This is a genomic window from Loktanella sp. IMCC34160 (genome assembly GCF_004145845.1).
GTDB lineage: Bacteria > Pseudomonadota > Alphaproteobacteria > Rhodobacterales > Rhodobacteraceae > SELP01.
This window is the reverse complement of record NZ_SELP01000002.1, coordinates 683,464-709,003: the sequence shown is the minus strand read 5'-3', so window position 1 is coordinate 709,003 and position 25,540 is coordinate 683,464. Positions and strand designations below refer to the sequence as shown.

Sequence of the window (25,540 nt, the reverse complement as noted above, 5' to 3'; positions counted from 1 at the left end):
TCAGATCGCCAGATCGACCCAGACAGGCACGTGGTCCGATGGCTTGTCGCGGCCGCGCATATCCGCCTCGATCCAGCAGTCGTGCAAACAGTCGGCGGCCTGCGGAGTCAGCAGGAAATGGTCGATCCGGATGCCGTCGTTCCGGTCCCATGCCCCGGCCTGATAATCCCAGAAGGAATAATGGCCATCGCCCCGGGTGCGGGTGCGGAAGGCTTCGGTAAAGCCAAGGTTCACGATCCGGCGAAAGGCCGCGCGGCTTTCCGGCCGGGCCAAGGCATCTTCGGTCCATGCCTCTGGTCGCTTGGCGTCTTCATCCTGCGGGATGATGTTGAAATCCCCGGCGATCAGGGCGGGCATTTCCTGCGCCAGAAGGTCCTTGGCCCGCGCCTGTAGCCGCTCCATCCAGCGCAGCTTGTAATCATATTTCGGGCCGGGGGCGGGGTTGCCGTTGGGCAGGTAGATCCCGATCAGGCGCAGCGCGCCATGATCGCCAACCACCGTTGCCTCGATCAGGCGGGCCTCTTCATCGTCCACGCCGTCACGGCCGGCACCCTCGGCGCCGGGCAGGCCGCGCGTGACATCCTCCAGCGGCAGTTTCGACAGGATCGCAACCCCGTTGAATCCCTTCTGGCCATGGGTTTCCACGTTATACCCGCGCTCTTCAAAGACCTCGCGGGGGAAATTCTCATCGACCGATTTGATCTCTTGCAGAAGCGCCACATCGGGCGCGCTTTCCTCAAGCCAGCGCAGGACGGTTTCGATACGCGCCTTCACGCCGTTGATGTTGAAGGTGGCAATCTTCATGAGAAATCCGGTCCTGTCGTGGTCATTCCGCGGCGAGCTGTCCGCGCCACTTCTTGTACTCGCCGCTTTGCGGGTTGCCTTCAAGGGCTTTGTCCGCGGCGGCGATGGCGGCGAGGGTATTGCCCTCCGCCGCTTCAATACGGGACAAGAGCCGATAGGCCTTGGCCGCAAAGCCTGCGGGGCCGGTTGCAAGCGCCGCGATCACCTTGCGGGCCTCATCGGTCTGCCCGTCTGCTTCGAGTGCTTCGGCAAGGATGATCTGCGCCGGGGGCACGCGGTTTCCCGTGGACATTTCCACCGCTTCCTGCGCGATGGCGATGGCCCCCTTGTGGTCGCCCATCCGCCCCTTGATCCGGGCATCCATCAGCATCAGGGGCAGGTTGCGGGGCGCTGTTTCGCGCGCTTCAAAGACCGCGTCGGCGGCTTCGTCCGTATTGCCAAGTGCCAGCAGGACCGTGCACAGGCCAAGAGTGAATTGCTGGTCCGCCGGAAAGGCCGCGAGCGCCTTGCGAAACAGCGTGGCTGCATCTTCAAATCGCCGTTCCCGTTGCGCCAATCCGCCCGCCAATTGGTAATAGATGCGGGATGTTGCCTCGATCCGGTCCAGCCGGCGCACCCATTCGGCCGCCGCCTCGCGCCCGTAAAGATTGGTCATCATCCCGGCGAATTGCACCAGCCCGTTTTCTTCGTCGCAATCCTGCAGCTCTGCCTCGATCGCGGCGATGGCGGCCTTGGCCTGTTCCTGTTCGGGGTCATAGGCAAAGTTCGACGGGTAATCGTTCAGCGATTTGTGGAAAAGGACCCCGTCGGGGTGTTTTTCCAGCGAGAATACCCATTTTGCGACTTCCGGGATCTCCGCCTCGGGGAAGTGAATCCGCATTTCGCGGTGATCCACCTGCACCCATGTGCGCATCAGCGCCTCGGCCAGATCGTGGTCCGGGCCGATGCGCCCGTCCAGCACCAGAACGCCCGGAACGGCCATGGCCTCGAAGGCATCGAACACCGTCTTTTCGCTCTGCACCTCGGTCCCGATCACGACAACATTGGCCCCGTCCGGTTTCTTCGCGGTCTGGGCCGCGCCCCAAATGGCGGGGTCTGCCTTGGTGCCGACCGTGGCGAGCTTTCGCGCCGCGCCGATCCGATCGAACAGGTTGGACCCGGCGCAGGTGCTGACCTTGCCCGGCGTGGACTTGTGCAGGGCGATGATGTTGTGGAACCGCTCCATCGCGCCAACCTCGGCCACCAGCGGATCGCCCGCCGCATGGCCCATCCGCAGGAAGACGTCGCCGAAATACCCGACTGAATTCGGATGATCGAGCGTCAGCGACCCTCCGAACCGGGGCATGAAGGAGGTCTGCACATCCTCGGCCACATAGATCCCGCCGGGGGTCAGATCGGGCCAGAGATAGCCGAAACTTTCGACCACATGGGCGTTCTGGTGGCTGCCGTCGTCGATGATGATGTCAAAGGGCCCGCGCTCTGCCACGACCTGTTTCAGGAACTCCGGGTCGACCTGGCTGCCCTGCAGGATTTTCACCCTTGGCCCCAGATCCAGCGTCTTTTTCTGGATATCGATCCCGGTGATTTCGGCATTCGGGAAATAGTCGCGCCAGGTGGCCAGCGACTGCCCGCCCCGGTCCGCATCCTGATAGCCACCGACCCCGATCTCCAACAGGCGGATCGGCTGGTCGCGCAGATGCTGGAACAGCTTGTGATAATTCGGCGTGTAGTCGTGATAGCCGAACTTATCCGTGCCGTGCCGGATTGCGAGTTTGGAAAGAGGATCAATCATCTGCGCCTGCCCGGATTATTTCCGTTTCAGGAACAATAGACAGGGATGGTTACGAAATCGCAACCCGCAACTAGGGGCGCTCTAGATCGAAAATGACGTCCCGCAGCCGCAGGACGAGCTTGCGTTCGGATTGTCGATCGCGAAACGCGCGCCGATCAGTTCCTCGGTGAAGTCGATGGTCGCCCCGGCAAGGAACGGCAAAGAGACGGAATCCACCACGACCGTTTCACCCTGACCTTCCAGCACAAGGTCATCGTCTTTCGGGGTGTCGAGGTCGATCTCGTACTGGAACCCGGAACATCCGCCCCCTTCGACGGCAACGCGCAGCGCCTTGCCCTGTGCGGCCGCGCCGATCTCGGCAAGGCGGGCAAAGGCACGTTCGGTTACGGTTGGCGGCAAGGTCAGCATGGGGTGATCCGTCTATGTCGTGTCTTTGCTGAATATAGGCCCGCGGCAGGGGGTCAACAAGGCCCCCGCACGGTCCGACGCCGAAACGGACATCCCTGCAATTCGCATCAAATTCGCGGAACATCCGTTCCGGTTTTAGGGGAAATTTAGCAGCACTGTTCGAAGTTCTCGTCCGAACCCTTGTGCCAACAGGGGGGCGACACCGACGAGGGCCTGTTTGCATGGCGATCTATACCGATCAGACAATCGCGGGGGATTTCGATCCGTCCCTGCCGCCGCCGTTGCCCCATACGGTCGTCGTCGGACGGATCTCGATCGACGATGCGGACGACAGCGGCACCATCACCGCCGGGTCGGGGGATGCGATTAACGGTAGCGAGGTGATCGGGCTTTTCGTCGGGGACGAGGTGGTGATCGACGGGGTCACCGTTGTTGGGGTCACCTTCTACACCGCAGACGGATCGACCTATTTCACGCCTTCGGATGGGACGATCCTGACCGACGGAAGCACCGTCACCGACGCAACCTGGGTCAACGGGCCGAACGAATTTAACGTGAACGACCTTGGCCCGATGTGCTTTGTCGCGGGCGCGTTTCTGCGGATGGGGGATGGATCGGAACGCCGGGTCGAGGATCTGTCGGTCGGGGATCTTGTCCTGACCCGCGATCATGGCGCGCAGCCGATCCGCTGGATCGGACGGCGCACCGTTGTGGGGCATGGCGATCTTGCGCCAGTGCGGATCGCCGCGGGGGCCTTTGGCAACCCCGTCGATCTTCTGGTGTCGCCCCAGCACCGGGTATTGGTCGAAGACTGGCGGGCCGAACTCGTCATGGGCACGGAAGAGGTGCTGTGCCCCGCCATGGCGCTTGTGGACGGGGACCGCATTCACCGGGCGCCCCGGCCCGAAGTGACCTACTACCACGTCATGTTAGACCGGCACGAGGTGGTCCTGTCGAACGGGGTCTGGTCGGAAAGCTTCTTTGTCGGGGATCACCTTTGCGCACCGGGCAGCGCCCTTCAAAGGGAACTTGCCACGCTGTTCCCCGAGATGATGATCAACCCAAAGCCGATGATCGCCGCCCGCCCCGTCGCGCGGCCCTTCGAAGGACGGTTGCTGGCACGGCTTTAGCCCTACCGCCCGGTCCCGGCCCGCGCTATAGACAACACAGGCAGAACAGACACAGGCAAAGCGCGGAGGCCCCATGGCAGCCCCCTATGCGACCTTGCCCGGCACGGCCAGGGGACGGCTGTACCCGGAAGAGGAAAGCACCTTTCGATCCCCGTTCCAGCGGGACCGGGACAGGATCATCCATTCCTCCGCCTTCCGGCGGCTGAAACACAAGACGCAGGTCTTCATCGAACACGAGGGCGATTATTTCCGAACCCGCCTGACCCATTCGATCGAAGTGGCGCAGGTGGCCCGGACGGTCGCCGCCGCACTCGACCTGAACGTCGAACTGACCGAGGCGGTGGCGCTGGCCCATGACCTGGGCCATCCGCCTTTTGGCCATACCGGAGAGGACGCGCTGGACGCGCTGATGCAGCCCTACGGTGGCTTCGATCACAATGCGCAGGCGCTGCGGATCGTCACCTCGCTTGAACGGCATTATGCCGAATGGGATGGGCTGAACCTGACCTGGGAAACGCTTGAGGGGATCGCCAAGCACAATGGTCCCGTGGCCGAACCCTGGCCCTATGCGCTGGCCGATTACAACGCACGCCACGATCTGGAGCTGCACACCCACGCCAGCGCCGAGGCGCAGGTTGCGGCGCTGGCCGACGATATCGCCTATAACAACCACGACCTGCACGACGGGCTGCGGGCCGAGCTGTTTTCGACCGATGAACTGGCCGAACTGCCGATCCTGCGGGAATGTTTCGCCGAGGTGGACCGCGCCTATCCGGGGCTGAACTACTACCGTCGCCGGCACGAGGCGCTGCGCCGGTTCTTCGGGGTGCTGGTCGAGGACGTGATCCGGGTCGGCCGCCGCAATCTTGCCGATCTGGACCCGGCCACGGTGCATGACATCCGCCACGCCGGACGCATGGTGATCCAGTTCACTCCGGCGCTTTGGGACGACCTGAAGGTGATCCGCCGCTTCCTGTTCCAGCGCATGTACCGGGCCCCCGCCGTGGTCGAGATGCGGCGCATCGTGACCGGGGCGATCAATGACCTGTTCCCGCTGTTCATGGCCGAACCCGAACACCTGCCCAAGCAATGGCGCAAGGATGTGGCCGAGGCGACGGGCGATGCGGCGCTGGCCCGGATCGTGGCAGATTACATCAGCGGCATGACCGACCGCTTCGCCATTCAGGAACACGCGCGGCTCACCGGTTCGGATATCATCGAACAGACCCGGGTGACCTGAGACGGAAATGGTGGGTCAAAACCCACCTTACCCGGGGGCGCTTCGCCCCCAACCTGAAAGCTCATGGCCCCCCGAGGATATTGAGAACCCAAAGAAGAAGGGACCTCCTGTCCAGTCCCCTTCTTTGGGTCAAAAATATCCCGGGGTGAATGGCCCGAAGGGTCAGAGGGGCAGAGCCCCTCAAATGTCACCATGGGTCTTGACCCATGGGCCGCCGATGCCATCGCCGTTGACCTTGGCTGCATAGCTGCTAAACCGCGCCCAATCCCACAAGAAAGACGCCGAAATGAACCTCTTTGCCGATATCCGCGCGCTTGTCGTCTCCTCGCTCGAGGCGATGATGGCTGACGGGCAACTGCCCGCGGGCCTTGACCTTGCCAATGTGGCGGTCGAACCGCCCCGCGATGCGGCCCATGGGGACATGGCGACCAATGCGGCGATGGTTCTGGCGAAGCCCGCCGGGATGAAGCCGCGCGACATTGCCGAGGCGCTGGCCGCGCGGCTGGTGGCCGATGCCCGTGTCGACACGGCAGAGGTCGCCGGGCCGGGATTCCTGAACCTGCGGCTGTCGACGGACCTGTGGCAGGGCGTGGTCAGTGCCGCGCTGACCGATCCGGGCTTTGGCCGCTCGACAATGGGGCAGGGGGTTCGGGTCAACGTCGAATATGTGTCTGCCAACCCGACGGGGCCGATGCACGTTGGCCATACCCGTGGCGCGGTCTTTGGCGATGCGCTGGCCAGCCTTCTGGATTTCGCGGGCTACGACGTGACCCGCGAATATTACATCAACGATGGCGGGGCGCAGGTGGACGTGCTGGCGCGGTCTGCCTTTGAACGCTACCGCGAGGCCAACGGGCTGGAACCGCAGATCGCCGAGGGGCTCTATCCCGGCGACTACCTGATCGAGGTGGGCGAGGCGCTGAAGGCAAAGTACGGCGACAGCCTGCTGGACCAACCCGAAGAGGTCTGGCTGGCAGACGTGCGCGAGTTTGCGACCGAGGCCATGATGGAGATGATCCGGGGCGATCTGGCGCTTCTGGGCGTGAAGATGGATGTCTTCAGCTCGGAAAAGGCGCTTTATGGCACGGGCAAGATCGAAGGCGCGATTGAGCGGCTGGCGGCGCAGGGCCTGATCTACGAAGGCGTGCTGGAGCCGCCCAAGGGCAAGACGCCCGAGGATTGGGAACCGCGCGAACAGACCCTGTTCAAATCCACCGCCCATGGCGACGACGTGGACCGCCCGGTGAAGAAATCCGACGGGGGCTGGACCTATTTCGCGCCCGACATCGCCTATCATTACGACAAGGTCGAACGGGGCTTTGACCAGTTGATCGACGTCTTCGGCGCCGACCACGGCGGCTATGTCAAGCGGATGAAGGCCGCCGTTTCCGCCCTGTCGAACAACCGGGTGCCGCTGGATATCAAGCTGATCCAGCTGGTGAAGCTCTACAAGAACGGCGAGCCGTTCAAGATGTCCAAGCGGGCGGGCACCTTTGTCACCCTGCGCGACGTGGTCGAACAGGCGGGCGCGGATGTGACCCGGTTCCACATGCTGACGCGCAAGAACGACGCGCCGCTGGATTTCGATTTCGACAAGGTGCTGGAGCAGTCCAAGGACAACCCGGTCTTCTACGTCCAATATGCCAGCGCCCGGGTGCATTCGGTCCTGCGCAAGGCGGCAGAGGCCGGTATCGCCGTGGATGATGCCACCCTTCAGGCGGCCGACCTTGGCGTGCTGACCCATGACGCTGAAATCGCCCTGATGAAGAAACTGGCCGAATGGCCGCGCCTGATCGAGATCGCCGCGAAGGGGCATGAGCCGCACAAGGTGGCCTTCTACCTTTACGAACTGGCGTCTGAATTCCACGGTTTGTGGAACCGGGGCAACGAAGATCCGTCACTGCGGTTCCTGCAAGAGGGCGATCCGGCCACATCCCAGGCCAAAATTGCGCTGATCCGGGGTGTTTCCGTTGTTATTTCGGCCGGTCTTGGTATCTTGGGCGTAACTCCGGCGACCGAGATGCGGTAAACGCACGTTTCGCCGGGTGGATTGAGGCAACGCAAGACACCATCCGAAGGCGATGTATCTTCGGAGGCAGTGAGGCGAGACATGGCGGATTTTACCCTTGAGGGTGCGCAACAGCGCGCCCCCCTTCGGGCAGGCAATGTTGTTAATGCGGCGGGGGCGATTGTATCGCTTGGCCTGATCGTTGGCGTTGGCGTCTGGGGCTACAACCTTGTGATGCGCGACATCAGCGGCGTTCCGGTGGTTCGGGCCATGGAAGGCCCGATGCGGATGGTTCCGGACAACCCCGGCGGCGAAGTGGCCGATCACACCGGTCTTGCGGTCAATGTCGTCGCCGCGCAGGGGCAGGCGGCCCCGCCGGAAGACACGGTGATGCTTGCCCCGGCCACGACCGGCCTTGCCGCCGAAGACATGGTTGTCATGCCCGAGGCCGAGGCGACAGAGGTTTCCCCGTCGGAACAGATCACCGAAGCGGCCCCCTTGGCCGAGCCGGACACGGCGATTGATGTCGCGGCCGTGGCCCCGTCCGAGGCACCGCTGACCGCTGAACAGATCCTTGCCCTTGCCGATCAGATCGCCGCTGGGGCCGAACCGCTGACCGATCTGGAAGAGGGCGCGACCCCGCCCGTGCAAACCGCCGTGAATGGTGTCCCGTCCGCGGTAATCGCCGACATCGTGCCCAGCACCGTGCCCGGCGTCGCGGTCAGCCTGCGCCCGGTGACGCGCCCCGCCGGTCTGGTGGTGGCCTCTGCCCCTGCGGCTTCCTCCGACCCCGCAGCGCCGATTGCCCCCGTTGATCCCACGGTTCTGGTATCGACAGCGACAATCCCGGTTGGCACCAGCCTTGCCCAATTGGGCGCCTATGACAGCCCGGAAATCGCCGCCGAGGAATGGCGCCGATTCAACGGCCGCTTCACCGACTATCTTGCCGGCAAGGAGCGCTTGATCCAGGAGGCGAGCCGGGGTGGACGCACCTTCTATCGCCTGCGGGCGATGGGGTTCGAAGACGTGGCAGATGCCCGCCGGTTCTGCGCCGCGCTGGTTGCCGAAAACACCGATTGCGTTCCGGTTGTGGTCCGCTGACCGTGCGAACGGCGGCGATTTTCGGACCTGAAGGTCTGTCTGTAACCGATTGGGAACGTGGGTTTTTCCGGGCGTCGAACCCAGTGGGCTTTATCCTGTTTGCCCGCAATGTGGACACGCCCGACCAATTGCGCCGCCTGACGGCGGACCTGCGCGACAGTGTCGGCTGGGATGCCCCGGTCCTGATTGATCAGGAAGGCGGTCGCGTGCAGCGGATGCGTGCCCCCCATTGGCGCGAATACCTCCCCCCCCTTGATCAGGCACAGTCAGCGACCGATCCCGAAGCTGCATTTATCATTCGATACAAGATGATAGCCGCCGAACTTCGTGCGGTTGGGATTGATGTGAACTGCGTTCCCACCCTTGATATCGCGGGTCCGGAAACGCATCCCTTTCTGCGCAACCGCTGCCTTGGCACCACACCGGAAGAGGTGGCCCGCAATGGCCGCGCCGTGGCTAAAGGCTGTCTGGCGGGCGGCGTTCTGCCGGTGATGAAGCATATGCCGGGTCATGGCCGCGCCACGCTGGACAGTCACAAGGAATTGCCCACCGCCGATGTCCCCCTGTCCGAGGCGACAGCATGGGATTTCGCCCCCTTCCGCGCGCTGGCCGACCTGCCGATTGGAATGACGGCGCATATGGTCTTTCCCGAAGCGGGGCCAAGGCCCGCCACCCAGAACCCTGCGATGATCGACATGATCCGAACCGACATCGGCTTTGGCGGGCTGCTACTGTCCGATGACCTGTCGATGGAGGCGCTTTCGGGCGGCATTGCCGACCGTGCGGCGGCCTCGGTCGCGGCGGGCTGCGATGTGGTCTTGCACTGCAACGGCAAGGGGCCAGAGATGGAGGCCGTCGCTGCCGCCGCCGGGTCTTTGACCGATCCTGCCCGCGCCCGGGTGGAAACCGCGCTTTCGTTGCGCAAACCGGCCCCGGACGTTGACATTGCCGCCCTCTCCGCCGAACTTGAGGCGCTGCTGGGATAGGGGCCTTATGGCTGAAGAGTTTCAGGAAGATGTGGTCAGTGTCAGCGACCGGCTTGCCGCCGAGGCGCTGATCGTTGACGTGGGCGCCTATGAGGGGCCGCTGGACCTGTTGCTGATGCTGGCCCGGACCCAAAAGGTGGATCTGCGGCAAATCTCGATCCTTGCGCTGGCTGAACAATATCTGACCTTTGTCGAGAAGGCCAAACAGCTTCGGCTGGAACTGGCCGCTGACTACCTTGTCATGGCAGCCTGGCTGGCCTTTCTGAAGTCGCGGCTGCTGTTGCCGCCCGACCCCTCGGAAGAGGGGCCATCGGGCGAGGAATTGGCCGCGCACCTTGCGTTCCAGCTGGAGCGGTTGGAGGCCATGCGCGACCATGCCGCCAAGCTGATGGCGCGCGACCAGAAGGACCGGGATTTCTTTGCCCGTGGCATCACTGAAGACGTGACCCGCGTCCGCCGGATCACCTATACGGCGACCCTGCTGGACCTGATGCAGGGCTATGCCCGGCTGCGCACCAAGGATGAATTCCGGCCCTTCGTCATGGACCGGGACGCGATTTTCACCATGGAACAGGCGCTGGACCGGATGCGTGGGCTGATCGGATTTGCCGGGGATTGGACCGACATCGCCAGCTATATCCCCGACGGCTGGGACGCGGACCCGCAGCGCCGCCGATCGGCCACCGCATCGACCTTTGCGGCCTCGCTTGAACTGGCCAAGGAAGGCCGGGTCGAGATACGCCAGTCCGAAACCTTTGCCCCGATCCAACTTCGCAGAAAGACCACGCCCGATGGCTGAAGACGACACCGACGCCCCCGAGGCGGCTGTGAAAGCCCCCAACGACAGCCTGTTCGAGGCCCCACCCATGGGCGAACAGGAACGCATGGTCGAGGCGATCCTGTTTGCCAGCGCCGACCCGGTCACGGTGCGCGATCTTGCGGGCCGGATGCCCCACGGCTGCGACCCGGCAGAGGCGCTGGTGCATCTGCGCAAACGCTACGAAGGCCGGGGGGTGCGTGTTGTGCGCGTGGGGGATGCCTGGGCGATCCGCACGGCGCCGGACCTTGGGTTCCTGATGCAAAAGGAGACGGTCGAGGTCAAGAAACTCAGCCGCGCCGCGATCGAAACCCTTGCCATCATTGCCTATCACCAGCCCGTCACCCGGGCCGAGATCGAAGAGATCCGGGGCGTCAGCGTCAGCCGGGGTACGATTGACCAACTGCTGGAAATGGAGTGGATCCGCTTTGGCCGCCGCAAGATGACACCGGGCCGCCCGGTGACCTTTGTCGTCACGCAGGAATTCCTTGATCACTTCGGGCTGGAAAGCGCCCGCGACCTGCCGGGGCTGAAGGAACTGCGTGCCGCGGGCCTGTTGGACAACCGACCGCCGCCCGGGGCGATCCTCTCAGCCTCCGAGGACGGGGAGGACGACGATGATGGGGACCAGTCGGAACTGTTCGAAGACTGACCTGGACCCACAGGGTTTGGAGTAGGCCAATGCAGATCATTCCCTTGGACAGCGATCATGACTGGCTTCGAATTGAGGGCCTGCATCGGCAATATACGGCATATATCTGCGGCGATCTGGCCAAGACCTACGGGCTGGAGTTCGACCCGGTCGATCTGCACGAGGTCAGCTTTGGCTTGGGCGTGAAGACCCGCCCGCCCCTTGGCCGCAGTTTTGGTGCATTTGATGATACCGGCCGCGCCTGCGGAATGATCATGCTGCGCAAGGCCGGTCCTGACCGATACGAGGTCAAGCGCCTGTTCGTTCTGCCGGATGGGCAGGGGCAGGGACTTGGCCGTAGATTGGTGGACGCGGTGATTGCCGAGGCCCGCAGCCGCGGCGCCAAGGGCATCTGCCTTGATAACACGGCAAATCTGACGACCGCGATTTCCCTGTATCAGAGAATGGGGTTCACCGATTGCGCCCCCTACGAGGGCAGCGATGTCGCCACGATGGAGGCGCTCGTTCCCCACGGGGTCTACATGGACCTTCGGCTGGACTAGCTGCGGAAGTGCTTGGACAGCTTCAGCCCCTGTCCCTGATAGTTCGACTTGATCTCACGACCATAAAGCGCCGTCGGCGTTTCCGACATCCGCTCATAGACCAGCCGCCCAACCACCTGTCCGTGTTCCAGCACAAAGGGCGCTTCGTGGCAGCGCACCTCGAGCACGCCGCGCGATCCGGCCCCGCCGGCCCCGTCCCAACCAAAGCCGGGGTCGAAAAAGCCCGCATAATGCACCCGGAATTCGCCCACCATCGCCAGATAGGGGGCCATTTCGGCAGCGCAGTCCGGGGGGATGGCGATCGCCTCGCGGCTTACGAGGATATAGAAGGCGCCGGGATCAAGGATGATGTGTCCGTCGTCGGTGCGCACTTCTTCCCAATAGTCTGACGGCACGTAATGGCCCAGCCGGGACAGGTCGATCACCCCGGTGTGGGGTTTCGCCCGGTAGCCGACCAGCGTGCCCTGTTCGGGTTGCAGGTCGACCGAAAAGCCCAACCCGTCCGAGATGACCGCATTCCCCGACACGATGGGCGAGGCGGCGTGCAGCGCCTTCAGTTCATTGTCCGACAGGATGGTCTGGCCGACGCGGAAGATGACCTGATTCAGCATCTGGCCCGTTTGCGCCACGACCGAAAACGACCGGGGGCAGATTTCCACGTAAAGCGGCCCTTCGTATCCGTCCGGCACCCGGTCAAACTCGGTGCCCCGGTCGGTGATGACGCGGGTCAGCATATCCAGCCGCCCGATCGAGCTTTTGGCGCTGGCCGCGCCCGACATGCCAGCCGGAAGCGCGAGCGATTCCAATAGCGGCACGACGTAGACACAGCCCTTTTCCAGGACCGCGCCCTGTGTCAGGTCGATCTCGTGCATGGTGAACTCGGCCAGCCGGTCGGTGACCCGCCGCAGGGGACCGGCAAGGAAGGACGCCCGGACGCGATAGGCAACCCGGCCCAGCCGCAGATCAAGCGAGGCAGGCTGCACCTGTCCCGTGGCAAAGGGTTGGTCGGCCCAGATTGCCCCTTCGGCAATCAGCCCCTCTATCTGGTGATCGGCCAGAACCCCCGCCTTGTGCATCTTTGGGCCCCCTTGGAAAAATGCTTTCCGCTTGGTGACAAAAACGACGGTCGCGGGCAAGCCCCGCGGCGGAAATTCAGGTGGGGTGTGATTGGTCGGGCTAGCAGGACTCGAACCTGCGACCTTCCGTCCCCCAGACGGACGCGCTACCAGGCTGCGCTATAGCCCGACGAATGCCGCCTAGATACCGGTTTTCCCGGGCGGCGCAAGTGCCGAATGCGGTTTTTCCGGGGGATCGGTCGCGGGTTAGCCCAGTTCTTCCACAAGTCCGGGCAGGGTGCTGAATTCGGCAAAACGTGCCGCGGCCCTGATCTCGGATTGGGGGCGTTTGCAGTAGCCTTCGGTGAAGAACAGGAATGGGATATCCGCGGCCTCGGCCGTGTCGGCGTCGACTTCGGAATCGCCGACATACAGGCCGCCCTTGGCCCCCATCCGGGCAAAACAGGCCAGAAGCGGGGCCGGGTCCGGCTTGCGCGACCGCAGACTGTCGCCACAGATCACTGCATCGAAGGTGTCGGACAGCCCCAGCGCCGCCAGAACTCCGGCGGTCGGCCCGCTGGGTTTGTTGGTGCACAGACCCAGTGGATGACCGGCGGCGCGCAGGGCGGTCAGGGCCTCTGCCACGCCGGGATAGAGGCGGGTTTCGTCATGAGCGGTCAGGTAGCGGGTCATGAATTCGGCATGAAGCGCATCGCGGCTCTCGCTTGGCACGGCGCGGGTGTCGCACAGCCGGCCGATGAAATGGTCGACGCCCCAGCCGGTGAACTGCCGCACTTCGTCATAGCTCAGCGGCGGCAGGCCGCGCGGGTCCAGCACCGCGTTGGCCGCGGCCCGGATGTCGGGCAGACTGTCGATCAGCGTCCCGTCAAGGTCAAAGGCAATGGCGGCTGGCACGCGGATCAGTCCCGGCTGATCGACGCGCGGACAGCGTCAAGCCGGGCGATCAGCGGCGCAATAGCGGATGCCTTGCGGGCCAGTTTCGCGCGGTCCGCACGTTGCAGTGCGGAAAACACGCGGCTTGGCGGGTTGTAATCCATGTCGTCCGGATCGGCGGGAACCGTCGGGCGAGACGACGCAGGGGCAGGGGTGGCAGCCGGGGTAGCGTCGAAAGGAACCACGTTGTCGGGTGCCTCTGCCGCGTCGTCGGGCATCTGCGCGGCAAGGCCAATGCCAAGGCCGACGCGGGGCGGCGGGGCTGCGTCGTCCTCTGGGTCGGCCGGGGTGTCCGGCGTTTCCACTTCGCTGTCGTCGGCCCCTGGGGGTGCGGCCATCAGGCCCACGGAAATCTCGACCTTGGGCGGGGTCGCTACCGGATCTGGCGTCGGGGTGGCGTCGATGGTGGCCTCGTCATCAAGACCCGGACCAAGCGAAGCGACATGCTTGACCCCCTTTTCGCGCAACAGCTTTTGCGCGCCCTTGATGGTCATGCCCTGTTCATGCAGCAGCGTCTTGATCCCGGCCAAAAGCTCCATGTCCTCGGGCCGGTAATACCGACGACCGCCCGCGCGTTTGACGGGTTTGACCTGGCTGAACTTGCTTTCCCAGAACCGCAGCACATGGGCGGGCGTATCAAGCCACTCCGAAACTTCGGAGATCGTTCGGAATGCGTCGCGGGATTTGGCCATCGGGCCCCCCTCAGGACTTGTTGCCAGCTGCGACCTTGTCTTTCATCAGGTGGCTGGGCCGGAATGTCAGAACGCGGCGCGGACTGATCGGAACCTCTTCGCCGGTCTTGGGATTGCGGCCCATGCGGGCGGCCTTGTCCCTGATCGAGAACGTTCCAAAGGAACTGATCTTGACCGACTCGCCGCGGACGAGTGCATCAGACACATGTTGCAGCACGCTTTCGACCAGATCGGCGCTGTCGTTTCGGGACAGCCCCACCTCGGCATGGACGGCTTCGGCCAGATCCATCCGGGTCAGCGTCTTTTCGGCCATCGGTGTCCCCCCTGATTGGTTTTGAAAGACCTTAGGCGAGACGCAATTTCAGAGTCAATAACAGGGACTTGCACAGGCAAGTTCAAGCCAATGGGAAAAGACCTGTTTCCGCTACCAGCGCAGAACCACAGAGCCCCAGGCCAGACCGCCGCCGATCGCCTCGGTCACGATCAGATCGCCCTGTTTGATCTGGCCGCGTTCGACGCCGACCGACAGCGCCAGCGGGATCGACGCGGCCGAGGTATTGCCATGGTCCTGAACGGTCACCACGACCCGGTCCATGCCGACACCCAGCTTCTTCGCGGTGGACTGGATGATGCGGATATTCGCCTGATGAGGGACGACCCAATCAACGGCGTCATCCTTCAGCGCGACCTTTTCAAGCGCATGGTGCGCGGTCTGAGCCAGCTTTTCGACCGCGTGGCGGAACACTTCTTTCCCGGCCATCTTCAGGACGCCGGTGGACTGGGTCGATACCCCGCCGTCGACATAGAGGATGTCGCGATAGGTGCCGTCGGAATTCAGGTCGGTGGACAGGATGCCCCGGTCGGTATTGTCGCCCGTGCCCTCCTGCGCCTCCAACAGGACCGCGCCCGCGCCATCGCCGAAGAGGACACAGGTGGACCGGTCGGTGAAATCGAGGATGCGGCTGAAGGTTTCGGCCCCGATGACCAGAACCCGCTTTGCCTGTCCCGAGACGATCAGCGCGTTGGCATTGGCCAGCGCAAAGACAAACCCGGCGCAAACTGCCTGAACATCAAAGGCATAACCCTTTGTATTCCCTAGGTTTGCCTGCACCATGGTCGCGGCCGAGGGAAAGGTGAGATCGGCGGTGGAAGTGGCAAGGATGATCGCATCCACATCCGCGCCGGTCAGCCCGGCACTGTCCAGCGCCGCCTGCGCCGCCCGGGTGGCAAGATCGGATGTCGTCTGGCCCTCGGCCGCGAAATGGCGCCGTTCGATGCCGGACCGGCTGACGATCCAGTCATTGCTCGTATCGACGATCTCTTCGAAATAGCTGTTGGGAACCACGCGTTCGGGTAGGTAGTGCCCGACGCCTTTGACCACCGCGCGTATCGTCATTTTGTCTGCCTGTCCCCGCTGCCGACAGAGTCCGTGTCCCCCTCTGCCGCACTGTCATTCGTGGCATCTTGCGCAAGGGCGGCGGCGGATGCAACCCGCGCGGCCAGCTTGTCCGAGAAACCCGACAGCGCCAGCCGATGACCAAGCGCCAGCGCGGCGGCAACGCCGGTCGCATCGGCCGATCCGTGGCTTTTCACAACGGTCTTGTTCAGCCCAAGGAAGACCCCGCCATTGACCCGGCGCGGGTCGATCCGTTTGCGCAAGCGCTGCAGGGAGGTCATCGCCAAAAGGGCCGCGATCTTGGACAGGGGGGTTTTGTTGAAGGCTTCCTTCAACAGTTCCGAAATCAGGTTGGCGGTGCCTTCGCCGGTTTTCAGGGCGACGTTGCCGGTAAACCCGTCGGTGACGATCACATCGACCCGGTCCGAGGGAAAATCGCCGCCTTCGACGAATCCCACGTATTCATAGTCACCTCGCGCGGCGGCCCGTGAAATCAGGTCATGCGCGACCTTCAGTTCGGCGCGGCCCTTATGTTCCTCGACCCCGACATTCAACAGGCCGATTCGCGGGCGGGCCAGCCCCATGCCGTTGCGGGCATAAGAGGCGCCCATCAGCGCATAGGTCAGAAGATCGTCCTGATCGGCGCGGATATCGGCGCCCGCGTCCAGCATCATGTTGAACCCGGACGGGTTGCGCGAGGGCCAAAGCGCGGCAATGGCCGGCCGGTTGACCCCGTCCGCCTTGCGCAGGCGCAGCATGGACATCGCCATCAGCGCGCCCGTGTTGCCGCAGGAAATGCAGACATCCGCCGACCCATCGCGCACGGCGTCAATGGCCGACCACATCGACGTGGTCTTGCCGTGCCGCAGCGCGTGGCTGGGCTTGTCGGTCATCTTCACCACGTCGGGCGCGTCGCAAACCTCGACCCGGTCGCCGATGCGGCGCTTGGCCACCATCGGGTCCAGCTGGTCGCGCGGACCATGCAGCAGGGCGCGGGCCTCGGGGTTTTCCGACAGAAAACGCGCAAGGCCCGCAACAACCGTTGCAGGCCCTTTGTCTCCGCCCATGGCGTCGACCGATAGCACGACTGGTCTTTTGGAGGTCGCTGCGGGGTTTGACGCCTGCGGTGAATCAACCATGACCGGTGCCAGACAGACGGCGGCTTACGCCGCGTCGTCGTCCAGATCGATTTCGTCGGCAGTCGCAACCACTTCGCGGTCGGCGTAGTGACCACAGGAGGGGCAGACGTGATGCGGACGCTTCAGCTCACCGCAGGAGGGGCATTCGTTCGGGTTCGCGGCCACGAGTGCATCGTGGGCCCGGCGCATGTTGCGGCGCGACTTCGAAACCTTATTCTGTTGGACGGCCATGTCTCAACCTTATGTATTGGGGGGCAATCATGCCATGCGGCAGGGGCCCGGATTTCGTGTTCCTGATCTGACTCGCCGCCGTTTAAGCGATTGGGCTGTGACTGTCGAGTGCCGATCCGAAAGAGGCCGCGAAAATACTGCGATTCCGCCAGAACGCAACCTGAAAACAGAGTAGGGCGAATGGTGGGTCAAGACCCACCTTACCCGGGGGCGCTTCGCCCCCCGGACCCCCAGAGGATATTTCTAACCCAAAGAAGAAAGGACGCTGAGTCCAGTCCCCTTCTTTGGGTCGATAAATATCCCCGGGTGAATGGCCCGAAAGGGCCAGAGGGGCAGAGCCCCTGAAAGGTAAGGTGGGTCTTGACCCACCGCCCCCTATTCGTCCTTTGGGTCGAGCAGGTCTTTCAATCCCGAAAATGGGCGACGGACGTCTGCCGTGTCGTCGTCATCGTCATCGGGGTCTTCCAGCGATGCCCCTTCGGCGCGGGGGAAGGGCGGCAGGGCCAGCGCAAGCGCCTCGATCATCACCTCGGCAAGGTCAAGCACGGCGGGCAGCGGATCTGCCTCGTCATCCTCGGGCATCTCGACCTCTCCGGTTCCCAGATCGGGCACTTCGGACAGGTAGCTGCGGGTCACCGCTTCGTCGATGCGGGTGGTGACCGGCTCCAGCGTGACGACACAGTCCTGCACCACGGTCGCGCCCAGTTCGGCCTCAAGCCGCCAGTCCTTGCGCCCGACCGGCAGCAGCCGACCGGTCAGGCGCAGCTTGCGGACCTTGGGAATGTCCAGTGCCGCGGCCACCGCCGCCCGTTCCGCAGGCGTCGGCATCAGGTCGAACGTCCGGTCTCGGCGGCCATCCAGATCGGCCAGGCGCACCGGATGGGTCGGCAGGGCGGGGGTCGGGTCAGCCATCGGGGTTTCCATTCTTGAACAGGGGGCCACGCATGATGTAAGCGTCGATAGAAGGCAGAACAGGGCAAGGCAAGGGGGCACCACATGCCAAAACCGACCGGACTGCGCGGCGTGATCATCGCCGCGGCCATGGGGATCGCCCTGTCGGCCTGTGCGCCGATTGTGCGCAACCATGGTTATGTCCCGCGTGAAGACGAGCTTGCCCAGATCATCGTGGGTGCCGACAGCCGCGACACGGTGGCAGAGCTGATCGGGCCGCCGGGGGCCTCTGGGCTGCTCAACGACAGCGGCTATTACTATGTCGCCTCCAGCTATCAGACCTTTGGTCCCTTCGCGCCCAAGGAAACCAGCCGCGAGGTTCTGGCGATCTATTTCGATCAGGATGGCATCGTCCGGGACATTGCGCGCTACGGGCTGGAAGATGGGCGGGTTGTTGTCCTGTCTCGGCGCGTGACTGATAGTAACGTCGAAGACAACACGCTGATCCGGCAGCTTCTCGGCTCGATCGGGCGGTTCGATGCGGGTCAGTTCCTCGCCCCGAACTAAGTCTTGTCGCGGCTCGCGCCCAAGGGAATGAACGGCATGGACACCATCGCCGCCGCTTTGCCCTTTGCGCGTGGCCGGATCCGGGTGCGGCTGGCCGGAACCGAGGCAGAGCGCGAAGCCTGTTTCGCGCTGCGGCATCTCGCCTTTCACGGAAGGGCCGGCAGGGACGTCGACGGGTTCGATGCAGACTGGCCCCAAATCATGATCGAACGCGACGGGGAGTTGGCGGGCACATTCCGGCTGCGCCTGTCCCACGGCGAGGCCTCGGGCGGTTATGCCGGGCAATTCTACGACCTTTGCGCGCTTGATGCCTTCCCCGATGCGGTGCTGGAGCTGGGGCGCTTTTGCCTCGCCCCAACTCTTGGCCCCGACAGCGATGTGTTGCGCGTCGGCTGGGCCGCGCTGGCCCGCATTGTCGAGGCTGCAAATGTCGGGTTGTTGTTCGGGTGCTCTAGCTTTCCCGGCACGGACCCGGCACGGCACCGGGCGGCGCTGGCGCGGTTGGGGCGGGATCATGCGGGTCCGGCGGCATGGCCGGTGGGGCGGCGGTCGTCCCATATTGTCGACCTGCCTTGCGATGAGGCGGCGGAGGGCGACGGCGCGTTTCCGCCGCTCTTGCGCAGTTATTTTCAGATGGGGGGCTGGGTGTCGGACCATGCGGTGATCGACCCCGATATGCAGACGATCCATGTTTTCACCGCTGTTGAAATCGCGCGTATTCCGCCTGTGCGGGCGCGGGCGCTGCGGGCGCTTGCCGGGCTGGACTAGGGCGCGTCGCCCCTTGCGCGCCGCCGCGCTTGGCAGTAGCTCGCACCCATGGCACGCGCACCCCTTCTCCAGCTTTCCGACATCTCGCTGACTTTTGGCGGCGATCCCCTGTTTTCCGACCTGTCGCTGGTTGTCCAGCAGGGCGACCGGGTGGCCCTTGTAGGGCGCAACGGGTCGGGCAAATCAACCTTGATGAAGGTCATGGCCGGGTTGGTGGAACCGGACAGTGGCACCCGTGTCGTCCCGCCGGGGACCTCGGTCGGATACATGGAACAGGATCCGACGATGGACGGGTTCACGACCTTGGGTGACTACGCCGCCAGCGGCGTCGGAGAGGCCGAGTCCTATCGGGTCGAAATGGTGGCCGAAGGGCTGAAGTTTGATCCATCCCGCGCTGTGTCGGTCGCCTCGGGTGGGGAACGGCGCCGCGCCGCGCTGGCCAAACTGATGGCCGAAGCACCTGAACTGATGCTTCTGGATGAACCGACGAACCACCTTGATATCGAGGCGGTGCGCTGGCTGGAAAACGAGTTGAAGACCACGAAGTCGGGCTTCGTCCTGATCTCGCACGACCGGGCGTTCCTGCGCGAACTTACCCGTGCAACTCTTTGGATCGACAGGGGAATGACCCGTCGGGCCGAGGTCGGTTTCGAAGGGTTCGAGGCTTGGCGCGACAAGATCTGGGATGAAGAAGACAGCGCCCGCCACAAGATGGACCGCAAGATCAAGGCCGAGGCCCGTTGGGCCGTGGAAGGCATCAGCGCCCGGCGCAAGCGGAACATGGGCCGGGTTCGCGCCCTGCAGGACTTGCGGGCCGAGCGGGCGGCAATGATCCGGCGTCAGGGGACCGCGGCGCTCAACCTCGACAGCGGGCCGACCTCTGGCAAGAAGGTGATCGAGGCTGAGGGGCTTGTGAAATCCTTTGAGGGAAAACCCATCGTGAAAGGGTTCAGCCTGACCGTTCAGCGCGGGGACAGGGTTGCCTTCGTGGGTCCAAATGGCGTTGGGAAAACAAGCCTTATCAAGATGTTGTTGGGTGAAGTTCAACCCGACGCCGGAACCATCAAGCACGGCACAAACCTGGCCATCGCGGTGTTCGATCAGGCCCGCGCCCAACTTGATCCGGAAATGTCGCTTTGGGACAGCCTGACGGGTGATCCGGCGATGCGGGTCGGGGGCCGTGCCGATCAGGTCATGGTGCGTGGAACGCCCAAACACGTCGTCGCCTATCTCAAGGATTTCCTGTTTGACGAAGCGCAGGCGCGCGCCCCGGTCCGGTCCTTGTCGGGGGGCGAAAAGGCGCGGCTGCTGCTGGCCAAGCTGATGGCGAAGGAATCAAACCTTCTGGTGCTGGACGAACCGACCAACGATCTGGACATCGAAACGCTGGACCTTCTACAAGAGATCCTTGACGACTATGATGGGACGGTCCTTCTGGTCAGCCACGACCGGGATTTTCTGGACCGGGTGGCGACGACGACTGTCGCGATGGAAGGCAACGGCAGGGCGGTTGTCTATGCCGGAGGCTGGACCGACTATCAGGCCCAAAGGGGTGCCCAGACCGCTGTAGAAACGGTTGATAAGCCAAAGACCCAAAAGGAAAAACCGGAACAGAAGGCGGACTCGAAAAAGTCTGGCCTGAGCTTTACTGAAAAGCACCGGTTGGAGGAGCTGCCGGGCCTGATTGACCGGCTGACCGCCGAGATTGCCAAGCTGGAACAGCTGATGGCCGATCCGGCGTTGTTCACCGAAAACCCGGTCAAGTTCCGCAAGGCGACCGAGGCGCTGACGGATCGTCAGAACACGCTTTCGGCCGCGGAAGAGGAATGGCTGGAGTTGATGGAAAAGGCAGAAGGCTGATCAGCGGCCAAAGGGCCAGCTGATCGCGATGTAGAAGGCGAACATCATCGGCACCACCGCCAAGGCCGACAAGACCAGAGCGGGCAGGCCCCAAAGCACCACCGCTCCGGCGATTGCCAGAACAGCGAGGGCAAAGATCACGAAGATCGTTGCCTCGGCGCTGTCGGACATGGCCCGGAACAGTGCCCCGAATAGGGGAAGGGTGAACAGGGGCCGTGCAGGGCCGGTTTCGGCGGGGATGTTGAATGCAGCTTGGGTCATGCCCCCGATATGGGGTGCTTTTCCGGCGCTGCCATGCGGCAGCCTGCCGCGTGACATTCAGGGCATCCGCAACGCGCCGTCCAACCGGATTGTCGTCCCGTTCAGATAGTCGCATTCGACGATGAACCGCGCCAGCGCCGCGAATTCCGCCGGATCGCCCAGCCGCGCCGGGTAGACGACATCCTTGGCCAGCCCGTCCATGACGTCTTGCCCCAATCCTTCCAGCATCGGCGTTCGGAAGATGCCCGGCGCAATGGCCATGACCCGGACCCCTTGCCGCGACAGATCGCGGGCCATGGGCAGGGGCAGGCCGGTCACCCCCGCCTTGGACGCGGCATAGGCGGCCTGGCCCTTTTGCCCGTCAAAGGCCGCGACCGAGGCGGTGAAGACCAGCACACCGCCCTCGGCCATCCGCGCGGCGGCAAGGCGGGCCACGTTGAACGTGCCCGACAGGTTGATCCCGATGGTCCGGTCGAAACTGGATTGCCGATGTGGTCCGTCGCGGCCCAGCGTCTTTTCCGCCGTGGCGATCCCGGCGCAGGTCACGGCCACGTTCAGCCCACCCATCCGGTCGGTCGCAAAGTCCAGCGCGTCGGTGACCGAATCCTCGTCCGTGACGTCGCATTGGGCAAACTCGGCCCCGATCCCTTCGGCAAAGGTGGCCCCGCCCGCGTCACGGTCGAGGATTGTCACATCCGCCCCGGCCTCGCAAAAGGCGCGCGCGGTTGCGGCCCCAAGGCCAGAGGCGCCGCCGGTGATGACGGCCTTGGCGTCACGGATATCCATCGTCGGCTCCTGTCAGTCGTAGCTGCGCTGATCTTCGATCACCAGACCATCGCGGGGCAGGGTGCCGGGCGCAACCAGTTCGATCGCGCCCTTCAGTTTCAGCACCTCCGCAACCGAGGCGGCAAAGGGTGCGGGATCGGTGGCGGTGGTTTCGATCCGCACTGTCATCGTATCCTGTTCGCCCGATCGTCCGGCCACCACGCGGGCGCGGTCGATGCTGTCGTGTTTGGCCACGAGGGCGGCGACCTGTTCGGGGCGCACGAACATCCCCTTGATCTTGGTGGTCTGGTCGGCCCGGCCCATCCAGCCCTTGATCCGGGCGTTGGTGCGGCCACAGGGCGATTGCCCCGGCAGGATCGCGGACAGGTCGCCGGTGGCGAAGCGCACAAGCGGGTAATCGGGGTTCAGCGTGGTCACCACGACCTCGCCCACCTCGCCGGGGGCGACGGGATCGCCGGTGCCGGGGGTGACGATTTCCACGATCACCCCTTCGTCCAGGATCATCCCCTCCATCGCCGGGCTTTCATAGGCGACGTTGCCAAGATCGGCGGTGGCATAGCATTGCAGACAGGCGATCCCCCGATCCGCGTATTCGGCCCGAAGCGACGGGAACAGCGCACCACCCCCGACCACGGCGCGGCTGATCTTCAGCCGCTCGCCCATCTCGTCGGCCTTGTCGAGGATGACCTTGAGGTAGTCCGGCGTGCCCGCATAGGCGGTGGTCCCGATGTCGGCGGCGGCGCGGACCTGCAATTCGGTCTGTCCGGTCCCGGCGGGCAGCACGGCGGCCCCCACGGCCCGTGCGCCGTTTTCAAAGATCATGCCCGCGGGTGTCAGGTGGTAGCCGAAACAGTTCTGCACGATGTCAGCGGCGCCGACGCCTGCCGCATGCAGGAACCGGCCCATCCGCCACCAGTCGTGGCTGACCCCGCCCGGTTCATAGATCGGGCCGGGGGATTGAAACACATGGGCGGCGTTGCGCACCAACAGCCCGCCAAAGGGCGGTTGCGCCTTTTGCCGGGCCGACAGGTCGGCCTTGCGCAGGACAGGCAGGGCGGACAGATCGGCCAGCGCGGCGAGCGGGTCCATCCTCTGTTCGGCCAGGAGGCCGTTCAGTTGCGCCAGATGCGCGGCTTCGCGTTCGTCGGCACTGCGGGTTTCAAGGGCATCGAAATAGGTCACGGCACTATCCTTCATCAGCTCAGCCAACGCTTGCGGCGGCGATAGCTGCGCACGTCCCGGAAGGACTTGCGGCCTTCATCGGACATGCCAAGGTAAAACTCTTTCACGTCGGGGTTTTCGCGCAGATCGGCGGCGGGGCCGTCCATCACCACCCGCCCGCTTTCCAGAATATATCCGGTATGGGCATAGCGCAGCGCGACATTGGTGTTCTGTTCGGCCAGAAGGAATGTCAGCCCTTCGTTCTCGTTCAGGGATTTCACGATCTCGAAGATCTGTTCGACCAGTTGCGGCGCAAGACCCATCGAGGGTTCGTCCAGAAGGATCATCTCGGGCCGGGACATGAGCGCGCGGCCGATGGCGCACATTTGCTGTTCCCCGCCAGAGGTATAGCCCGCCAGCGATTTGCGCCGTTCGCGCAGTCGGGGGAAATAGGAATAGACCATTTCAAGGTCTGCGGCGACAGCCGCGGCGCCGTCCCGCCGTGTATAGGCGCCGGTCAGCAGGTTTTCTTCGACTGTGAGGTGGCCAAAGCAATGGCGGCCTTCCATCACCTGAATGACGCCGCGTTTGACAAGGGTCGCTGGGTCAAGGTCTTGCACCCGCTCGCCCTTGTAAAGGACCGACCCTTTCGTCACCTCGCCGCGTTCGGAATGCAGCAGGTTCGAAATGGCCTTGAGGGTCGTCGTCTTGCCGGCCCCGTTGCCGCCCAGCAGCGCGGTGATCCCGCCCTTGGGCACCGAAAGCGACACGCCTTTCAGCACAAGGATGACGTGGTTGTAGATCACCTCGATGTTGTTGACCTCGAGAAGGGTCTCGGTCCGTGTCTCTGGGCTTGTGTCAAGCATGGGTCGGGTCCGTCTGAATGGGGTGGGGTGTGTCCGGGCCGCGTGGGGGCCGCCCGGACACCTGTCATGTCAGGCGCTTAGCCGTCGCATTCCTGGGTCGGCCAGGGAGCGTTGGCTTCGGCGTATTCAGCAGCCGCAGCCTCGACCAGCGGGGCGATGGCCGACTGGTCCGCCATCAGGTGATCGCTGTCGACCTGGAAGGTGGACCCATCCCAACGGATCATCCAACCGCCCGAATGGCCGGTGTGATCGGCACAGGAGGTGCTGAACGGGGCGATCATGCCGGTGAAGCCCAACTCGTCGATCCGCTCCTGCGTCAGGTTGATGTTCTCAAGCCCCCAGCGCAACTGTTGCGGGCTGACGACGGCAGTGTCGTATTCCGCCTGCGCCGCGGTGATCCCTTCGGCCAGAAGCATCGAGATCACCAGACCGCGCTGGTAGAACACCCAGTCCATTTCACCTTCGCCGGCCTGGCTATCGGAAACGTGTTCGCGGATCGCGGCGAGAACCGGCGCGTCCGGGTTTGGCGCGTTGTAGGAAATCGCGCGGTAGCCGGCGGCGTCTTCACCCAGCGCTTCAAGGTCGCCATTGTGGCCGGACCACCAGACGCCGATGAACTGATCCATGGGATAGCGGGTCTTGATCGCCTCGGTCAGGGCACCCGCGTTCATCGCGCCCCAGCCCCACATGATCACATAGTCGGGACGTTCGCGGCGGATCTGAAGCCACTGGGCCGACTGGTTCTGCATTTCCGACAGGCCAACCGGGATCGGCAGGAATTCGAACCCGTGTTCAGCGGCCATCGCTTCGTAGAAGGGGATCGGTTCCTTGCCATAGGGGTGGTCAAGGTGCAGCAGAACGATCTTCTGGCCCGACAGGGACGACAGGTCGCCGCCGGAAATTTCCTGCAGGATCATCGACGCCGCATCCCAGTAGGAGCCGGGCATGTTGAACGCCCACTGGAACACTTCGCCATCCGCCATCGGCGAGAAGCCGTAGCCGGGGGCCAGAAGCGGCATTTCATCGACGTTGGTCTTGGGCAGAACCTGAAGGGTGATCCCGGTCGACCACGGCTGGGTCACGATCGCGTCGGCCTTGGTCGCCTCGTAGCATTCCACACCCTTTTCGGTGCTGTAGCCGGTTTCGCATTCCTCGTAGTCGATCATCGCGCCGCCGATGCCGCCGTCACGGGCGTTCAGCATGGCGAAGTAATCGGCCTGACCGTTCATGATCGGGATACCGGTGGCGGCGAAGGGACCGGTCCGGTAGCTGAGGTTGGGAACATTCATGCTGGCGCCGTGGCCTTCGGCATAGACGGCCGAGGCGGTGCCCAGCGCGACCGCCGCGGCGGCGGTCCATTTCGCAAACGTCTTCATTGGTTTCCTCCCATGGATTATCTGACGTTGTCGTTTGTTTCTTGGTCTTCTTGGTGG

At 64.0% G+C, this 25,540-nt stretch carries 27 protein-coding genes and 1 tRNA gene; 11 read left to right on the top strand and 17 right to left on the bottom strand.

All coding sequences use genetic code 11. The annotated features are described in order from the left end of the window. From xth to EU803_RS07785, 3 genes are all read right to left on the bottom strand, one after another. Entirely contained in the window at positions 1–804 is an 804-nt protein-coding gene (gene xth / locus EU803_RS07795) for an exodeoxyribonuclease III (RefSeq protein ID WP_129681421.1), read from the bottom strand. Between the two features lie 22 nt (positions 805–826). Next, a complete protein-coding gene (locus EU803_RS07790) occupies positions 827–2,596 on the bottom strand; it encodes a tetratricopeptide repeat protein (protein WP_129681419.1) in 1,770 nt (589 codons plus the stop codon). Between the two features lie 81 nt (positions 2,597–2,677). Then, entirely contained in the window at positions 2,678–3,001 is a 324-nt protein-coding gene (locus tag EU803_RS07785; RefSeq protein ID WP_129681639.1) for an iron-sulfur cluster assembly accessory protein, read from the bottom strand. Positions 3,002–3,225: 224 nt separating this feature from the next. Between EU803_RS07785 and EU803_RS07780 the strand changes: the two genes are divergently transcribed. The 8 genes from EU803_RS07780 (at position 3,226) to EU803_RS07745 (ending at position 11,480) form a co-directional block, all read left to right on the top strand. Then, positions 3,226–4,134: a Hint domain-containing protein gene (locus EU803_RS07780; RefSeq protein ID WP_129681417.1), complete on the top strand. Its 909-nt coding sequence runs from the start codon at positions 3,226–3,228 to the stop codon at positions 4,132–4,134. Positions 4,135–4,207: 73 nt separating this feature from the next. Beyond that, positions 4,208–5,374 (top strand): deoxyguanosinetriphosphate triphosphohydrolase, encoded by a 1,167-nt coding sequence (locus tag EU803_RS07775; RefSeq protein ID WP_129681415.1) that lies wholly within the window; start codon positions 4,208–4,210, stop codon positions 5,372–5,374. A gap of 286 nt (positions 5,375–5,660) precedes the next feature. Beyond that, positions 5,661–7,403, top strand: coding sequence for an arginine--tRNA ligase (gene argS / locus EU803_RS07770; protein ID WP_129681413.1), 1,743 nt, complete (start codon positions 5,661–5,663; stop codon positions 7,401–7,403). 81 nt (positions 7,404–7,484) lie between these two features. Next, the gene (locus tag EU803_RS07765; protein WP_129681411.1) at positions 7,485–8,483 is read left to right on the top strand and encodes an SPOR domain-containing protein; all 999 of its coding nucleotides are present in this window, start codon (positions 7,485–7,487) and stop codon (positions 8,481–8,483) included. An 83-nt stretch (positions 8,484–8,566) separates the two neighbouring features. Further along, positions 8,567–9,469 carry a glycoside hydrolase family 3 N-terminal domain-containing protein gene (locus EU803_RS07760; RefSeq protein WP_347400081.1) on the top strand — a complete coding sequence of 301 codons (903 nt, stop codon included), beginning with the start codon at positions 8,567–8,569 and terminating at the stop codon, positions 9,467–9,469. 7 nt (positions 9,470–9,476) lie between these two features. Then, positions 9,477–10,268, top strand: coding sequence for a ScpA family protein (locus EU803_RS07755; RefSeq protein ID WP_129681407.1), 792 nt, complete (start codon positions 9,477–9,479; stop codon positions 10,266–10,268). Beyond that, a complete protein-coding gene (gene scpB, locus EU803_RS07750) occupies positions 10,261–10,938 on the top strand; it encodes an SMC-Scp complex subunit ScpB (RefSeq protein WP_129681405.1) in 678 nt (225 codons plus the stop codon). The genes EU803_RS07755 and scpB overlap by 8 nt, the downstream gene beginning before the upstream one ends. A 29-nt stretch (positions 10,939–10,967) precedes the next feature. Further along, a complete protein-coding gene (locus EU803_RS07745) occupies positions 10,968–11,480 on the top strand; it encodes a GNAT family N-acetyltransferase (RefSeq protein ID WP_129681403.1) in 513 nt (170 codons plus the stop codon). On the opposite strand, the gene EU803_RS07740 is transcribed toward EU803_RS07745, so the two are convergent. The 9 genes from EU803_RS07740 to EU803_RS07700 all read right to left on the bottom strand — a co-directional run bounded on the left by EU803_RS07740 (position 11,477) and on the right by EU803_RS07700 (position 17,859). Further along, positions 11,477–12,556 (bottom strand): 2'-deoxycytidine 5'-triphosphate deaminase, encoded by a 1,080-nt coding sequence (locus tag EU803_RS07740; RefSeq protein WP_129681401.1) that lies wholly within the window; start codon positions 12,554–12,556, stop codon positions 11,477–11,479. The genes EU803_RS07745 and EU803_RS07740 overlap by 4 nt on opposite strands. Before the next feature lie 92 nt (positions 12,557–12,648). Further along, positions 12,649–12,725 (bottom strand) — tRNA-Pro (locus tag EU803_RS07735). 77 nt (positions 12,726–12,802) lie between these two features. Then, positions 12,803–13,450 carry a phosphoglycolate phosphatase gene (gph, locus tag EU803_RS07730; RefSeq protein ID WP_129681399.1) on the bottom strand — a complete coding sequence of 216 codons (648 nt, stop codon included), beginning with the start codon at positions 13,448–13,450 and terminating at the stop codon, positions 12,803–12,805. A 5-nt stretch (positions 13,451–13,455) separates the two neighbouring features. Continuing rightward, complete coding sequence (locus EU803_RS07725; RefSeq protein ID WP_129681397.1) at positions 13,456–14,181, bottom strand: MerR family transcriptional regulator; 726 nt, start codon at positions 14,179–14,181, stop codon at positions 13,456–13,458. Between the two features lie 10 nt (positions 14,182–14,191). Further along, positions 14,192–14,494 carry an integration host factor subunit alpha gene (gene ihfA / locus EU803_RS07720; RefSeq protein WP_129681395.1) on the bottom strand — a complete coding sequence of 101 codons (303 nt, stop codon included), beginning with the start codon at positions 14,492–14,494 and terminating at the stop codon, positions 14,192–14,194. Positions 14,495–14,605: 111 nt separating this feature from the next. After that, complete coding sequence (locus EU803_RS07715; protein WP_129681393.1) at positions 14,606–15,577, bottom strand: beta-ketoacyl-ACP synthase III; 972 nt, start codon at positions 15,575–15,577, stop codon at positions 14,606–14,608. Then, positions 15,574–16,716 (bottom strand): phosphate acyltransferase PlsX, encoded by a 1,143-nt coding sequence (gene plsX / locus EU803_RS07710; RefSeq protein WP_129681391.1) that lies wholly within the window; start codon positions 16,714–16,716, stop codon positions 15,574–15,576. The genes EU803_RS07715 and plsX overlap by 4 nt, the downstream gene beginning before the upstream one ends. A gap of 24 nt (positions 16,717–16,740) precedes the next feature. After that, positions 16,741–16,947, bottom strand: coding sequence for a 50S ribosomal protein L32 (rpmF, locus tag EU803_RS07705; protein ID WP_129681390.1), 207 nt, complete (start codon positions 16,945–16,947; stop codon positions 16,741–16,743). A 375-nt stretch (positions 16,948–17,322) separates the two neighbouring features. Next, complete coding sequence (locus EU803_RS07700; protein ID WP_129681387.1) at positions 17,323–17,859, bottom strand: DUF177 domain-containing protein; 537 nt, start codon at positions 17,857–17,859, stop codon at positions 17,323–17,325. Positions 17,860–17,943: 84 nt separating this feature from the next. Here EU803_RS07700 and bamE point away from each other — a divergent pair, with 84 nt between their 5' ends. Genes bamE through EU803_RS07685 form a run of 3 tightly spaced genes read left to right on the top strand, consistent with a single transcriptional unit; the run spans position 17,944 to position 21,033 of the window. Beyond that, positions 17,944–18,405 carry an outer membrane protein assembly factor BamE gene (bamE, locus tag EU803_RS07695; protein ID WP_129681385.1) on the top strand — a complete coding sequence of 154 codons (462 nt, stop codon included), beginning with the start codon at positions 17,944–17,946 and terminating at the stop codon, positions 18,403–18,405. Positions 18,406–18,441: 36 nt separating this feature from the next. Beyond that, complete coding sequence (locus EU803_RS07690; protein ID WP_129681383.1) at positions 18,442–19,173, top strand: GNAT family N-acetyltransferase; 732 nt, start codon at positions 18,442–18,444, stop codon at positions 19,171–19,173. Between the two features lie 48 nt (positions 19,174–19,221). Beyond that, positions 19,222–21,033, top strand: a complete 1,812-nt coding sequence (locus tag EU803_RS07685) for an ATP-binding cassette domain-containing protein (RefSeq protein WP_129681381.1) — start codon at positions 19,222–19,224, stop codon at positions 21,031–21,033. Here the strand turns inward: EU803_RS07685 and EU803_RS07680 are convergent, their stop codons facing one another. The 5 genes from EU803_RS07680 to EU803_RS07660 form a co-directional block, all read right to left on the bottom strand. Beyond that, positions 21,034–21,294: a hypothetical protein gene (locus EU803_RS07680; protein ID WP_129681379.1), complete on the bottom strand. Its 261-nt coding sequence runs from the start codon at positions 21,292–21,294 to the stop codon at positions 21,034–21,036. A gap of 57 nt (positions 21,295–21,351) precedes the next feature. Next, positions 21,352–22,080, bottom strand: coding sequence for an SDR family NAD(P)-dependent oxidoreductase (locus tag EU803_RS07675; RefSeq protein ID WP_129681377.1), 729 nt, complete (start codon positions 22,078–22,080; stop codon positions 21,352–21,354). Between the two features lie 12 nt (positions 22,081–22,092). Then, positions 22,093–23,277: a phenylacetate--CoA ligase family protein gene (locus tag EU803_RS07670; protein ID WP_207209173.1), complete on the bottom strand. Its 1,185-nt coding sequence runs from the start codon at positions 23,275–23,277 to the stop codon at positions 22,093–22,095. Continuing rightward, positions 23,277–24,107, bottom strand: a complete 831-nt coding sequence (locus EU803_RS07665; RefSeq protein WP_129681373.1) for an ABC transporter ATP-binding protein — start codon at positions 24,105–24,107, stop codon at positions 23,277–23,279. The genes EU803_RS07670 and EU803_RS07665 overlap by 1 nt, the downstream gene beginning before the upstream one ends. A gap of 77 nt (positions 24,108–24,184) precedes the next feature. Continuing rightward, complete coding sequence (locus EU803_RS07660) at positions 24,185–25,483, bottom strand: ABC transporter substrate-binding protein (protein ID WP_129681371.1); 1,299 nt, start codon at positions 25,481–25,483, stop codon at positions 24,185–24,187. Between the last annotated feature and the right edge of the window lie 57 nt (positions 25,484–25,540).